Annotated in this window: 13 protein-coding genes; 8 read left to right on the forward strand and 5 right to left on the reverse strand. The window is 69.5% G+C overall.

Features of this window, described 5'->3' with window-relative positions; genetic code table 11:
- Positions 1 to 111: 111 nt before the first annotated feature.
- A complete protein-coding gene (locus ACO07H_RS08215) occupies positions 112 to 2085 on the forward strand; it encodes a CocE/NonD family hydrolase (RefSeq protein WP_422012972.1) in 1974 nt (657 codons plus the stop codon).
- A gap of 13 nt (positions 2086 to 2098) precedes the next feature.
- Positions 2099 to 4066: a CocE/NonD family hydrolase gene (locus tag ACO07H_RS08220; RefSeq protein ID WP_422012974.1), complete on the forward strand. Its 1968-nt coding sequence runs from the start codon at positions 2099 to 2101 to the stop codon at positions 4064 to 4066.
- 15 nt (positions 4067 to 4081) lie between these two features.
- Here the strand turns inward: ACO07H_RS08220 and ACO07H_RS08225 are convergent, their stop codons facing one another.
- The 3 genes from ACO07H_RS08225 to ACO07H_RS08235 are packed head-to-tail and all read right to left on the reverse strand — an operon-like array spanning position 4082 to position 6095.
- Positions 4082 to 4771: a pseudouridine synthase gene (locus ACO07H_RS08225; protein WP_422012976.1), complete on the reverse strand. Its 690-nt coding sequence runs from the start codon at positions 4769 to 4771 to the stop codon at positions 4082 to 4084.
- Complete coding sequence (locus tag ACO07H_RS08230) at positions 4768 to 5160, reverse strand: YchJ family protein (protein WP_422012978.1); 393 nt, start codon at positions 5158 to 5160, stop codon at positions 4768 to 4770. The genes ACO07H_RS08225 and ACO07H_RS08230 overlap by 4 nt, the downstream gene beginning before the upstream one ends.
- Positions 5157 to 6095, reverse strand: a complete 939-nt coding sequence (locus ACO07H_RS08235; RefSeq protein ID WP_422012980.1) for a bifunctional helix-turn-helix transcriptional regulator/GNAT family N-acetyltransferase — start codon at positions 6093 to 6095, stop codon at positions 5157 to 5159. The genes ACO07H_RS08230 and ACO07H_RS08235 overlap by 4 nt, the downstream gene beginning before the upstream one ends.
- A 104-nt stretch (positions 6096 to 6199) precedes the next feature.
- Here ACO07H_RS08235 and ACO07H_RS08240 point away from each other — a divergent pair, with 104 nt between their 5' ends.
- The gene (locus tag ACO07H_RS08240; RefSeq protein ID WP_422018609.1) at positions 6200 to 6463 is read left to right on the forward strand and encodes a hypothetical protein; all 264 of its coding nucleotides are present in this window, start codon (positions 6200 to 6202) and stop codon (positions 6461 to 6463) included.
- Between the two features lie 22 nt (positions 6464 to 6485).
- Here the strand turns inward: ACO07H_RS08240 and ACO07H_RS08245 are convergent, their stop codons facing one another.
- On the reverse strand, positions 6486 to 7229 hold the full coding sequence (locus tag ACO07H_RS08245; protein WP_422012982.1) for a DUF481 domain-containing protein: 744 nt from the start codon (positions 7227 to 7229) through the stop codon (positions 6486 to 6488).
- Between the two features lie 169 nt (positions 7230 to 7398).
- Here ACO07H_RS08245 and ACO07H_RS08250 point away from each other — a divergent pair, with 169 nt between their 5' ends.
- On the forward strand, positions 7399 to 9765 hold the full coding sequence (locus tag ACO07H_RS08250) for a UvrD-helicase domain-containing protein (RefSeq protein ID WP_422012984.1): 2367 nt from the start codon (positions 7399 to 7401) through the stop codon (positions 9763 to 9765).
- Between the two features lie 13 nt (positions 9766 to 9778).
- Entirely contained in the window at positions 9779 to 10204 is a 426-nt protein-coding gene (locus ACO07H_RS08255; RefSeq protein ID WP_422012986.1) for a PaaI family thioesterase, read from the forward strand.
- 114 nt (positions 10205 to 10318) lie between these two features.
- Here the strand turns inward: ACO07H_RS08255 and ACO07H_RS08260 are convergent, their stop codons facing one another.
- Positions 10319 to 11212: a LysR family transcriptional regulator gene (locus tag ACO07H_RS08260; protein ID WP_422012988.1), complete on the reverse strand. Its 894-nt coding sequence runs from the start codon at positions 11210 to 11212 to the stop codon at positions 10319 to 10321.
- A gap of 505 nt (positions 11213 to 11717) precedes the next feature.
- Here ACO07H_RS08260 and ACO07H_RS08265 point away from each other — a divergent pair.
- The 3 genes from ACO07H_RS08265 to ACO07H_RS08275 are packed head-to-tail and all read left to right on the forward strand — an operon-like array spanning position 11718 to position 16341.
- The gene (locus tag ACO07H_RS08265) at positions 11718 to 14084 is read left to right on the forward strand and encodes a TonB-dependent receptor plug domain-containing protein (protein ID WP_422012990.1); all 2367 of its coding nucleotides are present in this window, start codon (positions 11718 to 11720) and stop codon (positions 14082 to 14084) included.
- Entirely contained in the window at positions 14078 to 15670 is a 1593-nt protein-coding gene (locus tag ACO07H_RS08270) for an ABC transporter substrate-binding protein/permease (RefSeq protein ID WP_422012992.1), read from the forward strand. Before ACO07H_RS08265 ends, ACO07H_RS08270 begins: the two co-directional genes overlap by 7 nt.
- Positions 15667 to 16341 carry an amino acid ABC transporter permease gene (locus ACO07H_RS08275; RefSeq protein WP_422012994.1) on the forward strand — a complete coding sequence of 225 codons (675 nt, stop codon included), beginning with the start codon at positions 15667 to 15669 and terminating at the stop codon, positions 16339 to 16341. The genes ACO07H_RS08270 and ACO07H_RS08275 overlap by 4 nt, the downstream gene beginning before the upstream one ends.
- The last annotated feature ends 1 nt before the right edge of the window (position 16342 follow it).

Raw genomic sequence — 16342 nt, forward strand, 5'->3', positions numbered from 1 at the left:
CGTCGGGAGATGAATGGGCGCTGCGCAGCCTCGCCACCATGACGAGCGTAACGGGGCGGGGGCGCGAGTCGGTGGCAGACTTCGCCGCTTTGGTTTGCCGGACGACGACCGATGCTCCGCCTGCGCGCTTCACTGCTGCTGTTCCCCGCCTTGGCCAGCATGGCCTCCTTTGCCCAGGAGGACGAGGCCAAGGCGCCGCGCTACGAGCCGCGCGAGCACTACACCAAGTACGAGTACCGCATTCCGGTGCGCGACGGCAGCAGGCTCTTCACCGCGGTCTACGTGCCCAAGGACGCGGGGCAGGGCGGCAAGACCTATCCGGTGCTGATGACGCGCACACCCTACAGCTGCGGCCCCTACGGCGTGGACCGTGACGGCGTGCGCCGCCTGGCGCCCAGCGAGGCCTTCCTGAAGGCCGGCTACATCTTCGTCTGCCAGGACGTGCGCGGCCGCTACATGTCCGAAGGCACGTGGCGTGTGATGACGCCGCACCTGGCCGCCAAGCGCGGCCCGAATGATGTCGACGAGAGCAGCGACACGCACGACAGCGTGCAGTGGCTGATGGAGCATGTGTCCGGCCACAACGGGCGTGTCGGCCTGTGGGGTATTTCCTACCCGGGCTTCTACACGGCGGCGTCCATCATCGATTCGCATCCGGCCATCAAGGCCGCGTCGCCGCAGGCGCCCATTGGCGACTACTACCAGCGAGACGACGGCTACCACGGCGGCGCGCTGATGCTGGCCCACAACTACGGTTTCTACACCTGGTACCGGCCGCAGCAGACGCCCACCGTCGATGCGCGGCGCGGCGCATCGTTCGACTACCGCGACCGCGACGCCTACAACTACTTCCTGAAGCTGGGCAACCTCGACGCCATCGCGCAGAGCTTCGCTGGTGCCAACCCGGATGCGCCTGCCAGCAACCCGTTCTTCGACGAACTCGTGCAGCACGACAGCTTCGACGACTACTGGCGCCAGCGCCGCCTGCTGCCGCACCTGAAGAACATCCAGGCGGCCGTGTTGACGGTGGGCGGCTGGTACGACGCCGAGGACCTCGCCGGCCCGCTGACCGTCTACCACGCCATCGAGCAACAGAACCCCGGCGCGAACAACAGCCTCGTCATGGGCCCATGGGTGCATGGCGGCTGGATGCGCGGCGTGGGCCAGCAGCTCGGCGCGATCGGCTTCGACGGCAGGCATAGCGAGTGGTTCCAGAAAAGCGTGCTGCTGCCGTTCTTCGAGCAGCACCTGCGTGGCGGTGCCGACGCGAAGCTGGCCGAAGCCACGGTGTTCGAGACCGGCACCAATGTCTGGCGCCGCTACGACGCCTGGCCGCCCCGGCAGGCCAAGCTGCGCAGCTTCTACCTGCAGGCCGGCGGCAAGCTGGCCGGCGAGGCGCCAGCAGCCGGCGCGACGGCCTTCGACAGCTACGTGAGCGACCCCAACAAGCCCGTGCCCTTCATCGCCTACACGGCCATGGGCATGCCCAAGGACTACATGGTGGGCGACCAGCGCTTCACCGCCACGCGGCCCGACGTGCTGGTCTACGAGACCGAGCCGCTGGAGGACGACCTCACCGTGGCCGGCCCGGTCAGCGTCGAGCTGTTCGTCGCGTCCACCGGCACCGACGCCGACTTCGTCGTCAAGCTCATTGACGTCTGGCCGCAGGACGCCGGCCCCGAGCCCGTGGCGCCCAGCCGCGACAAGCCCAGCGACACGCCGCCGCCCACGCCCGCCTTCGGCGGCTACCAGCAGCTGGTGCGCGGCGATCCGCTGCGCGCCCGCTTTCGCCACGGCTTCGACAAGCCCGAGGCGCTGGTGCCGGGCCAGGTCGAGAAGCTGGCGTTCGACCTCCCCGACCTGAACCACAGCTTCCGCCGTGGCCACCGGCTGATGATCCAGGTGCAGAGCAGCTGGTTCCCGTTGATCGACCGCAACCCGCAGACCTTCGTGCGCATCCGCAGCGCCAGGCCCGAAGACTTCCAGACCGCCACGCAGACCGTCTACCGCGGCGGCGCGCAGGCCTCGCGCGTGCAACTGCGGGTCGTGGACCCGGCCGCCTCGCAAACGCCCAACAAGCCCTGACATGAGAACTCCGATGCGCCTTGCCCTCAGCCTCTGTGCCCTGGCGCTCGCCAGCCTGGCCGCCCCCGCCCCCGCCCCCGCCCGCGCCGAGGACGCGCCCGACGGCAAGCCCAAGTACGAGCCGCGCGAGCACTACACCAAGTACGAGTACCGCATCCCGGTGCGCGACGGCAGCAGGCTCTTCACCGCGGTCTACGTGCCCAAGGACGCGGGCCAGGGCGGCAAGACCTACCCGGTGCTGATGACGCGCACGCCCTACAGCTGCGGCCCCTACGGCGTGGACCGTGACGGCGTGCGCCGCCTGGCGCCCAGCGAGGCCTTCCTGAAGGCGGGCTACATCTTCGTCTGCCAGGACGTGCGCGGCCGCTTCATGTCCGAGGGCAGTTTCATCGAGATGACGCCGCACAAGCCCGTCAAGAAGACGGCGGCCGACGTGGACGAGAGCAGCGACATGCACGACACCGTGCAATGGCTCATCGACCGCGTGCCGGGCAACAACGGCCGCGTGGGCATCTGGGGCGTCTCGTACCCGGGTTTCTACACATCGGCGTCCATCATCGACTCGCACCCGGCCATCAAGGCCGCGTCGCCGCAGGCGCCGGTGACGGACCTGTACATGGGCGACGACAGCTTTCACGGCGGCGCCTTCATGCTGGCCGCCAACTTCGGCTTCTACACCGGCTTCAAGCCGCAGGTCACGCCGGTGCTGCCGCCCAGGCAGTGGCCCGAGTTCGACTACGGCACGCGCGACGGCTACGAGTTCTTCCTGCAGTTCCAGAACCTGGACGCGATGGCCGCGCGGCTGGCGAAGGACGGCAAGCCCAACCCCTATTTCGACGACCAGCTCGAACACGACAGCTACGACGAGTTCTGGCGGTCGCGCGCCATCACGCCGCACCTGAAGAACATCAAGGCCGCGGTGCTGACGGTCGGCGGCTGGTACGACGCCGAAGACCTCGCCGGCCCGCTGGCCACCTTCCGCGCCATCGCCAGGCAGAGCCCCGCCACGCCCAACCACCTCGTCATGGGCCCATGGGTGCATGGCGGTTGGGTCGGCTCGCCGGGCCGCAGCCTGGGCCGCGTGCAATTCCACCAGCCGACGTCCGAGCAGTTCCAGAAGGAGGTGCTGTTCCCGTTCTTCGAGCAGCATCTGCGCGACGCCAAGCCCGGCGCCAAGCTGCCTGCAGTCGCCAAGGCCACGGTGTTCGAGACCGGCACCAACGTCTGGCGCCGCTACGACGCCTGGCCGCCGGCCGGGGCCAGGCCGCGCACGCTGTACTTCGCGCCGGGCGGCAAGCTCAGCTTCACGCCGCCCGACGCGGCACAGCCCGCGTTCGACGCCTGGACCAGCGACCCCAACAAGCCCGTGCCCTTCGTCGGCTACGCCACGCTGGGCGTGCCGCAGGAGTTCATGGTCGGCGACCAGCGCTTCGCGTCCACGCGGCCCGACGTGCTGACCTACCGCAGCGAGGTGCTGGAGGAAGACCTGACCGTGGCCGGCCCGATCACGGCGCGGCTGTTTGCGTCGACCACCGGTACCGATGCCGACTGGGTCGTCAAGCTCATCGACGTCTACCCCGCCGACCTGCAGCAGGAAGGCCAGGAGCCGAAGAAGCGCCGCCCGCGCACGGAAGACGTCGAGGCGCCCGAACCCGAGCTGGGTGGCATGCAGCAACTGGTGCGCGCCGACCCGCTGCGCGGGCGCTTCCGCCACGGCTTCGAGAAGGCCGAGGCCATGGTGCCGGGCCAGGTGGAGGCGCTGGACGTGGCGCTGCAGGACGTGAACCACACCTTCCGCCGCGGCCACCGCATCATGGTGCAGGTGCAGAGCAGCTGGTTCCCGCTGATGGACCGCAACCCGCAGACCTTCGTACCCATTCACAGCGCGAAGGCCGAGGACTTCCAGGTCGCCACGCAGAAGCTCTACCGCTGGCAGGGCCAGGCGTCGGGGCTGGAGCTGCGGGTGCTGGCGCCGCGCTGAGCGGCGCGGTGGCGCTCAGGCGCCCGAGGGCCAGCCCGCGCCCGGCGCCGCCTGCAGCACCAGCGCCGCGCCCGTGACCGGGTGCGTGAAGCGCAGCTCGCGCGCATGCAGCCACAGCCGCTGCGTGCCGAGCAAGGCGGCCACCGCGCGGTTCAGCGGCCCCTTGCCGTGCGTCGCGTCGCCCAGGATGGGATGGGCGATGTGCTTCAGGTGGCGGCGGATTTGGTGCCGGCGGCCCTGCAGCGGCTCGGCCTCCAGCAGCGCCACGCGTGTCGTCGTGAAACGCGGGTCGGTGACCAGCTGCCAGTCCAGCCGCGCCAGCACGCGCCAGCGGGTGCTGGCCGCCAGCATCGGCTGGCCGGCTGAAGGCTGCTCGGGGTCGCGTGCCAGCGGGTGGTCGATGCAGCCTTCATCCATGGCCGGCCAGCCCCGCACGAGTGCCAGGTAGCGCTTGTCCATCTGCCCCTGCTCGAACATCGTGCCCAGCAGCGATGCGACCTGCGGCGTCAGCGCGAACAGCAGCACGCCCGACGTGCCGCGGTCCAGCCGGTGCACGGGCCAGACGGGCTGGCCGAGCTGATCGCGCAGCCGTTGCAGCGCGGCCTCGTCCTCGTGCGCCGCGAGCTGCGTGCGGTGCACCAGCAGGCCGGGCGGCTTGTCGATGGCGACGAGGTGCTCGTCGGCATGCAGGATGGCCAGCGTCAAGAGAGGTCGCCGTCCACGTAGAACCATGCACCGTGCTCGCGCACGAAGCGGCTCACCTCGTGCAGCCGGTGCGCGCGGCCGCCCAGCCTGCTGCGCGCGACGAACTCGACGGTGCCGTGGTCGGCGTCCTGCAGGGCGGCTCGCTTCACGGCCAGGCCCAGCCACTTCAGGCCGGGTTCGGGCGCCTCCAGCGCCGCGGGCCGCGTGCTGACGTGCCAGGTGGCGAGCAGGTAGGGGCGCAGGTCCCGCACGAAGGCGGCGTAGCGCGAGCGCATCAGCGTCTCGGGCGTGCCGGCCGTCAGGCCCTGGCCGGCGGCGAAGGCGGCGTGCAGGGGGCCGCAGCAGCGGTCGTAGGCCTGGCCCGATCCGCAGTCGCAGGGCCTGCTCACAGCCGCATCTCCCAGCGCTCGCTCGACACCGTCTGCCCGAAGTCGCGCACGGTCTCGCTGCCGACGAGCTGGTAGCCCTCCGCCGCATAGATCGCGCGCGCCGCCGTCAGCGCGCTCTGCGTCCAGAGCACGATGCGCCGGTAGCCGGCCGCGCGGGCGAAGTCGCCGCACTGCCGCACCAGCCGCTTGCCGAGGCCCAGTCCGCGGGCATGCGGCTCCAGCAGCAGCAGGCGCAGCTGCGCCACACCGCGGCGCGCGTGGCCGGTGGCGGGGTCGCGGGCCTGCACGAGCATGACGCTGCCCAGCCGCTCCGTGCCGCGCGCGGCGATCCAGCAGGCCTCGCGCTCGGGCTGCAGGCGCTCGACGAAGCCGGCGCAGATGCGCGCCACCAGGGCCTCGAAGCGCGTGTCCAGCCCGTGCTCGGCGGCGTAGACGGCGCCATGGCGTTCGATGATCCAGCCCAAGTCGCCGGGCAGCGGTGGGCGCAGCACCACGTCGCCCGCGGTGTCGGGCTCCAGCATGGCCTGCATGCGCGACATGGCGCCGACCAGCGCGTCGCGCTGCGGGGCCGACAGCGCGCCGAGCAGCGCTTCGCTGTCGGCCTGGCTGGCCCGGTCCAGCGGCGCGAAGGCGCGCTTGCCGGCGGGGCTGAGCCTGAGCAAGGTCTGACGGCCGTCGCTGGGGTGGCCCTGCTCGGCGAGCAGGCCGCGGGCCTTGAGCCCGCGCAGCAGCCGGCTCAGGTAACCTGCGTCGAGCTGCAGGCTCTTGCTCAAACCCGCCGCAGTCACCGGCGCGTGGTGGGCCAGCTCCCACAGCAGGCGGGCCTCGGGCAGCGTGAACTCGCCACCCGCGAGCCTGGGCGCGAGCAGGCCGACGCGGCGCGTGTAGAAGCGGTTGAAGGCGCGGACGGCCTGCGCCTGGGCTGCGGTGCTCATGGCGGCATCATCGCATGATGGTTGCCTTTGGCAACCATCATGCGATCGTCCGGCGGCGCGCTACGCTGCGGCTTCGACGGGCGCGGGAGACGCACTTGGGCATCGTGGTGTATTGGCTTGAAGCGCAAGACGAGGGCGAGGCGCCCCAGCCGGCCTGCCGGTCCTTCGGCAGCAAGGAACTGACGCAGGCATTGGCCTGGGCCGAGGATCGGCGCCGGCAGGGGCACCGGCACGTCAGCATCTCCACGGAGCTGGACGACCACGTCGGCCAGCCGGGCGTCGCGGCGGTGGAGGGCGGCCGCACGCCCGACGGCCACGCCTACGAGTGGTCCAAGTCCGGGCGGGCCGGCAAGGCGCGCCGGCGCTGAGGCCGGCGCAGTCGCGCCACGCTCAGAACTTGTAGCCGAAGCCGACGGTCAGCAGGTTCTCCGTCTTTTTCAGGCCGGCGGGTACTTCGCTGTTGTAGCGGCTGGACAGGCCCGCGTTCAACGTCCAGGAGCCGCTGATCTGCGTGGCCAGGCCGGCGTCGAAGTTCACGCGGGTGCCGAGGTCGCCGCTCTTGGGGTAGTAGGTCAGGCGCTGGTTGAGCGTCGTCGTGTCGCTGAGCTTGTGCTTGGACTCCTCGCCCAACAAGGCCTGCGCACCCTTGTCCGACGTGCCGTCGGTGAAGTGGGTGTCGGTGTAGCCTGCACCGGCGAACAGGTCGACCGTGTGCCGGTCGCTGTGCAGCACGTGGTAGCCGACGCCGCCGTTCAGGCTGTAGCGGTCGCGCACGCCGGCGCCGGCCTTGTCGGTCTCGCCTTCGGCGGCGCCGAACGAGAACCAGTCCTGGCTGAGGTTGAAGTCGTAGCGGCCGCCCAGGCGCAGCAGGTCGGCGGTCGTGGTCTTCACGCCGCTCACCTTGGAGCGGCCATAGTTACCGACGCCGTAGAGGCTGATCTTGTCTTCGGTCGTGGCGCGGCTGGTGCTGGCGTTGAGGGACAGCGTCAGGCTGTCGTTGTTGCCGCTGGACAGCGTGCCGCCCAGGCTGGCATTGCCGTGCCACTGGCCATCCGGCTTGTCCTGCGAGCGGGCCGCCAGCGGGGTGGCGAGGGCGACCGCGGCGGCGGCCACGGTGAGGGCGGTTCGAAACATGTCGGGACTCCTGGGCCAAGAAAAAACCCCGACGGAACGCGTCGGGGATGTGCGACTGGGGCGCCTGGAGGCACACGCGCAGTCAGGTGGTGGATCAGGGTTTTTACCATGTCGATGCCCGCTGCCAGCCTTGGGCCAGGCGGAAAAGGGGGCTCCGTAAAATGCGGCGATGACCCTCGCGCCAGACGCTGCAAGCCTGCACAGCCCCCTCCTCAAGAACCTCAACCCCGAGCAGCTCGCCGCCGTGACGGCGGAACCCGCGCCCGCGCTGATCCTGGCCGGCGCCGGCTCGGGCAAGACCCGGGTGCTGACGACGCGCATCGCCTGGCTGCTGCAGACGGGCCAGGTCAGCCCCAGCGGCATCATGGCCGTCACGTTCACGAACAAGGCGGCCAAGGAGATGCTGACGCGCCTGTCCACCCTGCTGCCGTTCAACGTGCGCGGCATGTGGATAGGCACCTTCCACGGCCTGTGCAACCGCTTCCTGCGCGCGCACTGGAAGCTGGCCAACCTGCCGCAGGCCTTCCAGATCCTGGACGCGAGCGACACCACGTCGGCCGTCAAGCGCGTCATCAAGGCGATGAAGCTGGACGAGGAGCGTTTCGTGCCCAAGCAGGTCGGCTGGTTCATCGCCGGCTGCAAGGAAGAAGCGCAGCGCCCCGGCGACGTGGAGGCGCGCGACGAGCAGACGAGAAAGCTCGTCGAGATCTACGCCAACTACGACGACCAGTGCCAACGCGAGGGCGTGGTGGATTTCGCCGAACTGATGCTGCGCTCCTACGAGCTGCTGCGCGACAACGCGGCCGTGCGCGAGCATTACCAGCAGCGCTTCCGCCACATCCTGGTCGACGAGTTCCAGGACACGAACAAGCTGCAGTACGCGTGGCTGAAGATGTTCGCCCCGCCCGGTGCCGGCACCGGCCAGAGCCTGCTGGCCGTGGGCGACGACGACCAGAGCATCTACGCCTTCCGTGGCGCGCGCGTGGGCAACATGGCCGACTTCGAGCGCGAGTACCGCGTCAAGAAGGTCATCAAGCTGGAGCAGAACTACCGCAGCTTCGGCCACATCCTGGACGCGGCCAACGAACTGATCAGCCGCAACGCGCAGCGCCTGGGCAAGACGCTGCGCACCGACGCCGGCCAGGGCGACCCCATCCGCGTGCACGAGGCCCCCAGCGACTTCGCCGAGGCGCAGTGGCTGATCGAGGAAATCCAGGGCCTGCACCGCAGCGGGCTGGACCGGCAGGAGATCGCCATCCTGTACCGCAGCAATGCGCAGTCGCGCGTCATCGAGTCGGCGCTGTTCAACTCGGGCATCCCGTACCGCGTCTACGGCGGCCTGCGCTTCTTCGAGCGCGCCGAGGTGAAGCACGCGCTGGCCTACCTGCGGCTGCTGGAGAACCCGAGCGACGACACCAGCTTCCTGCGCGTCGTCAACTTCCCGACCCGCGGCATCGGTGCCAAGACGCTGGAGAACCTGCAGGACGCTGCGCGGGCGAGTGGCCGCAGCCTGTACCAGAGCGTGGGCGCCATCACCGGCAAGGGCGGTGCCAACCTGCAGGCGTTCACCAATCTCATCGATTCCACACGCCACCTCACGCAGGGCATGACGCTGCGCGAAATCATCGAGCAGGTGCTGGACAGCTCGGGCCTGGCGGATTTCTACCGCACCGACAAGGACGGCGCCGAACGGCTGGAGAACCTGGACGAACTGGTCAATGCGGCCGAGGCCTTCGTCATGCAGGAGGGCTTTGGCAAGAACGCCGTGGGCCTGCCGGGCGATGAAGCGGCGCCCGACCTGCAGGCTGGCGGCACGCCGGGCGCCGTGCCTGATGCGGAGACTGGCGAGATCATGTCGCCGCTGGTCGCCTTCCTGACGCACGCCTCGCTGGAAGCCGGCGACAACCAGGCCCAGGCCGGGCAGGACGCGGTGCAGCTGATGACCGTGCATTCGGCCAAGGGCCTGGAGTTCGACGCCGTGTTCATCACCGGGCTGGAGGAAGGGCTGTTCCCGCACGAGAACGCCATGTCCGACCACGACGGCCTGGAGGAAGAGCGCCGGCTGATGTACGTGGCCATCACGCGGGCGCGCCAGAAGCTGTCCTTGAGCTTCTGCCAGACGCGCATGCTGCACGGCCAGACGCGGTACCACATCAAGAGCCGCTTCTTCGACGAGCTGCCGGAGGCCTCGCTAAAGTGGCTGACGCCGCGCAACCAGGGCTTCGGCTCCGGCTTCGCCCGTGAGTACCAGCAGGCCTGGCAGCGCGGCTCGGGCCTGAAGGGCATGGTGGGCGCGGGCCGCGTGGAGAAGGCGGCCTGGGTGGAGCCGCCCGTGCCGGCGGCGATGAAGCAGAAGGTCTCCAACGAACACGGCGGCCTGCGCGTGGGCAAGGGCGTGTTCCACAACAAGTTCGGCGAAGGCGTGCTGCTGACGCTGGAAGGCAGCGGCACGGACGCCCGCGCCCAGGTCAACTTCGGCCGCCATGGCACCAAGTGGCTGGCGCTGTCGGTGGCCAAGCTCACGCCCATCGATTGACGCAGAGCCCCGCATGAACACTGTGACGCTTGACGAGATGGCGGCCTTCCTGAAGGCCGAGTTCCCGCAGACGCGGGTGACGGTGCAGGCCATCGCCGCGGACGAGATCGTCGTCGCCCACGAGATCACCGCGGACGAGCTGCGCCCCGGCGGCACCGTGTCCGGCCCGGTGATGATGACCGTGGCCGACGTGGCGCTCTACGTGGCCATCCTGGCCCGCATCGGCCTGGTACCGCTGACGGTGACCACCAGCCTGTCCATCAACTTCCTGCGCAAGCCCCGCGCCGACCGGCGCATCCTGGGCCGCTGCAAGCTGATGAAGCTGGGCCGGAGCCTGGCCGTGGGCGAGGTCTGGATCCACTCCGAAGGGGTGGACGAGCCGGTGGCGCATGCGACCGGCACCTATGCCATCCCGCGCGCCACCCCGCCCGGGCGCTGAACGGCCGGCCCGGCGGGTGCTGCCGCCGCTGGCCAGTGCCGGGGGGGCCAGCTCGTCACGCCCATCGCAACGCGGCTTCCTCGCGTATTCATCCTCGCCCGCTTGCGCTTGGAATCACGTATCGCAGGATTGCCGCAGACGGTGCATGAGCATTTCCTGGAACAGCGTTGCCTGCGGCGAAGGGGGTTTGTGGCGGTTGTAGGCCACGTTGATATTGATACTCTCGCTGGTGACTAGCGGGCGGATTTCCAATTCCGGAATCAGGCCGTCGGAAATTGCGATGGCGTCCACCACCGCGACTTCGCCGGTGGCGCGGCAGAACAGACTGGCGATCAGGCCGGAGCGCACCTCCACGCCTTTGTCCAGGTCTTCCAATACATCGCCGTAGACCTTTTCCTCATTCAGACCATACAACTCCTGGAAAGGAACCGAGATCAGCCGGTGGCCGACGAGGTCGCGAGGATGGATCCGGTCGAGCACCGCCAGCGGATGCCCGGGGGCCATGATGCACACCAGGGGGCAGGTGAAGCGGGCGTGGACTTCGATGCTCGGGTGATTGATCTCGAAGGTGCTGATGCCGATGTCGACGATCTTGTCGGCGACCACGTCGGTCAGCTGGTTGGGCAGTGGCAGGATCACCTTGACCCGCAGGTCCGGCGCCTTCTTGATGGTGTCGGCGACGCTCAGGGGCACGACGGTCATGCCCAGGCTCGGCGAAGCGGCGACGTACAGGTTGCCCTTGCTCGGGTCGGCCAGCTCCTTCGACAGCGCGTGCACCTTCTCGACGCTGCGCCACAGGTGTTCGACTTCCGCGTACAGCTGCTTCGCCGCATTGGTAGGCACCAGCCTTCCCTTGGCCAGCTGGAAGAGCTTCAGCCCCGTGCGCTGCTGGGTGTAGCTGAGCATCTTGCTCACCGCCGACTGGGAGATGTGCAGCAGTTCGGCGGCGCCGGTGATGCTGCCGGTGAGCATGATGGCCCGGAAGACTTCCATCTGGCGCAGGTTCATGAGCGTTGCACCCTCCCTCGATGGCGCTGCAGCGGCATGCCACACGCGCGCCGCTGCCCAAGGATACGGATTCCCTGGCCCGGGTGGCGTGGGGCTGCCCTGCGCACCATGGCAGGCCTGGCGGTCGTGGATCGCCGGGCACCGCGCGGCCGGGCGAGACCGCAGTTCAAACGGGCCTGCGGTGAAGGTACATGGCAACCGCTCGGCGCGCGTCCCCAGCGCGCGGTTTGCGATATGTGTTCAGGGTACATGCAAATGCCGAAATCTACTTACGGAGAAAAGGTGAGGGCTGACCGTCAAAAAGTCAGTTTCCTCCGGTGGAGATTGGAATTACCTTTCTCGTCCCGGGCCGCCTTCATTTTGCAGCAGGCCCGGTAATTCAAGATCGGCTGGCTCCTGCGCGCTCCCGCACTGAATCGACGTCGGTTTCCAATCGGCACTCGCCGGTGAAGGGTTCCAGCCCCAAAACAAGGTATTGAAAATGCAGCCAGGCAATAGATTCGCGATGCAGCGTCTCGCGCTCGCCCTCCTCAGCATCAGTGGCGCCGGTGGCGCCTGGGCCGCCGACGCCCCCGAGACGATCAGCACCGTCGTCGTCACCGGCACCCGGGCCGAGAACCGCACTGCGGCGGAGTCGCTGCAGCCGATCAAGGTGATCTCCGCCAAGGACCTGGAGCAGAGCGGCAGCAGCGAACTGGGCGAGTCGCTGTCGCGCCTCGTGCCCTCGCTGAACTTCCCGCGCCCGGCGAGTTCCGGTTTCACCGGCATCATCCGCCCGGCACAGATGCGCGGCCTCGGGCCGGACCAGGTGCTCGTGCTGGTCAACGGCAAGCGCCGCCACACCAGCGCCTTCCTCAACACCAACGTCACCCAGGGCCGGGGCTCGGCGCCGGTGGACCTGAACACCATCCCCATCTCCGCCATCGACCACGTCGAGGTGCTCAGCGACGGCGCGTCGGCGCGTTACGGGTCGGACGCCATCGCCGGCGTGATCAACATCATCCTGAAGAACGAGGCGGCCGGCGGGCAGCTCACGGCCAGCCTGGGGCAGTCCAACGAGGGAGACGGCATCCGCCGCCACATCGACGGCGACGCCGGCTTCTCCTTCCTCGGCCGCGGCAAGCTGCACGCGAGCTTCGAAGCCAACGCCAACGACTTCACCAACCGCGCGGGCCTGGACCTGCGCAACGTCGGTGCACCGGGCTATGGCACGACCACCTACCGGCTGGGCGACCCCGACGTGAAGAACGTCAAGCTGCAATTGAACGGCGACTATGCGTTCAGCGACAGCCTGAGCGCCTACGGCTTCGTGTCGTACAACCGCGCCGAGGGCGACACCTGGGACGCCTTCCGCAACGGCCGCGCCTCCACCTACGACGCGCAGGCCTATCCCGACGGCTACCGGCCGCGGCTGAACGCGCAGAGCGAGGACCGCGCGTTCGTGCTGGGCCTCAAGGGCAGCCTGGCGGCCGGCTGGAAATGGGACGCCAGCCTCGACTACGGCCAGAACGTGATCGACTTCTCGACGCGTGATTCGCTCAACCGCTACCTGTTCCGCGACACCGGCAGCCGGCAGAAGGACTTCGACGACGGCACGCTCAAGAGCAGCCTGGCGGTGTACCAGTTCGGCCTGAGCAACTCGCTGGCCGTGCCCGGGCTGGCCAACCCGGTCTCGGTGGCGACGGGCGTGGAGGTCCAGCACCAGACCTACCAGGAGAGCGCTGGCGAAGCGGCCTCCTACTACGGCACGGGCGTGGAGGGTTTCTCCGGCTTCAAGCCGGGCGACACCGGCAACTTCCAGCGCGACCTGGTGGGCGTGTACCTGGACCTGGAGACCAACTTCACCAAGGCGTGGCGAGCTTCGCTGGCCGTGCGCCATGACCGCTACAGCGACTTCGGCGGCGCCACCACCGGCTCCGCGTCCACGCGCTACGACTTCACGCCGCAGGTGGCCGTGCGCGGCAGCGTCTCCACGGGCTTTCGCGCGCCGGCGCTGGCGCAGCAGCACTATGCGGCGACGTCCAGTGCGCTCAACACGACCATCAACGCCTTCCAGGACCAGCGCACCGCGCCCGTGAACGACCCGGTCGCACGCCTGTTCGGCGCCGAGGACCTGAAGGCCGAGAAGTCGCAGAACATCAGCGCCGGCCTGGTGCTGCAGCCCACCCAGGCGCTCAGCGCCACCATCGACGCCTACCGCATCACCATCGATGACCGCATCACGCTGTCCAGCACGCTGGACGTGCAGAACACCGCGGCGCAGAACTACCTGGTGGCCAACGGCATCCCCAGGGGCCTGTACCAGTCGATCCGCTACTTCACCAATGCCGTGGACACGACGACGACCGGCGTCGATGCGGTGGTCCAGTACCGCTATCGCTTCGAGCATGGCGGCCGCATGAGCAACTCGCTGGGCTACTCGTATGCCCGCACCCGTGTGACCGATGTGAAGCCCAACCCGGCGGTGCTCAGCCAGAACGGCCTGACGCTGCTGCGCATCGACCGCCGCGACCAGTACGGCGTGCTCACCGACAGCACGCCGCGCAGCAAGCTGTCGCTGGCCACCGACTACGGCCTCGGCCCCTGGGGCGTGCACGGCAACCTCGTGCGCTACGGCAAGTTCGTCGCCATCAGCAACTCCGGGCCCACGCTGGACCAGACCTACCGCGCCAAGTGGGTGCTCGACCTGTCGGCCAGCTACCGCGGCGAGAACTGGGAGTTCACCGTCGGCAGCGACAACATCGCCGACGTCTACCCGGACAAGCGCAACGCGCTGAACAACCCGGGTGACCAGAACGTCAGGTACATCTCCTACTCGCCGTTCGGCATCAATGGCGCCTTCTACTACGCCAAGGCCAGCTACCAATGGTGAAAGGCTGGGCGCTCGGCCTGGCTGGCGCCCTCGCGCTGGCCCTGAGCTTCGGCGCCCAGGCCGGGCCGGTGCTGCAGCGCATCGCCGCCAAGGGCGTGCTCAACGTCTGCACCAACGTCGAGAACCGGCCGTTCGCGTACCTCAGCCCCAGCGGTGAGGCGCGCGGCTTCAACATCGACCTGGCGGAGGACATCCGCCAGCGCCTGTCGCTCGAACTCGGCCAGCCGCTGCGGCGGGACACCATTCCCACCAGTGGCGCCAACCGCGTGGTGTTCCTCGACCAGGGCAAGTGCGACCTGATCATCACCGGCTTCAGCGTGACCGCCGAGCGCCGGCGCCTGGTGGATTTCGTCACGCCCAACTTCTACAGCTCCGGCGCCGTGCTGCTCGCCCGCCGCGACAACCCGCCGGCCAGCTGGGACACCCTGCGCGGGCAGGCGGTGTGCAGCAGCCACGGCTCGACCTACAACCAGGCTGTCGCCGAGCGCTACGGCGTGCGCATCCTGGCCTTCGCCGGCCTCACCGAGAGCGCCCAGGCGATGCGCGACGGCCGCTGCGTGGGCCAGGTGATGGACGAGGCCGTGGCCCGGCTGCGCCTGAATGATTCGGCGCAGTGGTCGGACTTCGCCATCGTGCTGCCGCCCATCTTCGAGGCGCCCTGGAGCATGGCGATCGCCCACGGCGACCCCGAGCTGCGCGCGCTGCTGGACGGCTATGCGCGGCGCTGGCGCAGCGAAGGGCTGCTGGAGCGCCTGGAGTCGCGCTACGGCCTGCCGCACAAGCCGGTGCTGCAGGCGCCGGATGCGCCGCGCGGCGGGCTCGACGACCAGGGCGTGCCGCGCGTGCTGCACCAGGTGACGGACGCCTTCGCGCAGCTCTACCAGCGCAGCGGCTGGAACTTCAGCGTCTTCTACGACGGCTGGTCGGCCGGGCTGTTCTTCGGCGGCGTGCTCACCACGCTGCGCCTGGCGCTGCTGTGCATGGCGGTCTCCTGCGTCATCGGCCTGGCCGGCGCATTGGCCACGCGCGGCCCGCGCCCGCTGCGCTGGCTGGTGCTGGGCTATGTCGAGCTGCTGCGCAACACGCCGACGCTGGCGCAGCTGTACTTCCTGTATTTCGGCGTCGGCTCGCTGCTGCGCCATGCCCAGCCCGGTGCCGTGCCGCCCTGGTATGCCGATGCCTTCCCGCTCGCGGCGCTGTGCATCAGCCTGCACTACGGTGCGTTCGCCGTCGAGGTCTTTCGCGCCGGCTTCCATGCCGTGCCGCAGGCCACCCGCGAGGCCGCGCTGGCGCTGGGCTATGGGCGCTGGGGCCGGCTGCGCCACGTCGAGCTGCCGCTGGCCCTGCGCGCCAGCCTGCCGGCGCTGGGCAACAACCTGGTGCAGCTGATCAAAGGCACGTCCATCGCCTATGCCGTGGCGGTGCCCGAGGTGCTCTACAGCGCGCAGGAGATCTGGAGTGACCGCAACAACGTGCTGGAGATGATGCTGCTGGTGCTGCTGACCTACCTGGGCCTCATGGCGCTGCTGGTCGCGGGCCTGTCGCGCCTGGAGCGCCGCCTCAAGCTGCCGGGGGTGGGTCTGTGAACGTCATCGACACGCTGCTGCCCTGGCTGCCGCTGATGGGCCGCGGGCTGCTCGTCAACCTCGGCATGGGCGCGCTGGCCATGGCGCTGGCCTGCGTGCTCGGTACGCTGCTGGGCGCGGCCCAGCTGGCACCGTCGGCGGCCGTCAGCCGCCCGGCGAGCTGGCTCACGCAACTGCTGCGCAACGCGCCGTGGTTGGTGGTGATGTTCTTCGTCATGCAGTCGCTGCCCTACGAGCTGCCGGTCGGCAACGGCTGGCCGTTTCCGGCCTGGCTCAAGGCGGTGCTGGCCCTGACGCTGCCGGCCACCGGCAACTTCGCCGAGATCGTCCGCGGCGGGCTGCGCGCCGTGCCGCTGGCGCAGTGGGAGGCCGCCACGGCGCTGGGCTACAGCCGCGCCGCGCGCCTGTGGCGGGTGATCCTGCCGCAGGCCACGCGGCTGATGCTGCCGCCGGCGATGGGCCTGTATTGCGTCGTCACCATGTCCACTGCGCTGGGCAGCCTGGTGGGCGTCAGCGAGGGCTTGAGCGTGGCCCGCGAGGTGCTGGCCGCCGAGGCGCGCACCGAGCTGCTGCTGCCGGTGTACGGCGTCGTGCTGCTGGCGTTCTTCCTCTACATCTTTCCCATTTCCATGCTGGCGCGCGCCCTGGAGCGCCGCCACGCAGGCAGGTAGT

This window comes from Roseateles sp., assembly GCF_965229315.1.
Classification (GTDB): Bacteria; Pseudomonadota; Gammaproteobacteria; order Burkholderiales; family Burkholderiaceae_C; genus Pelomonas.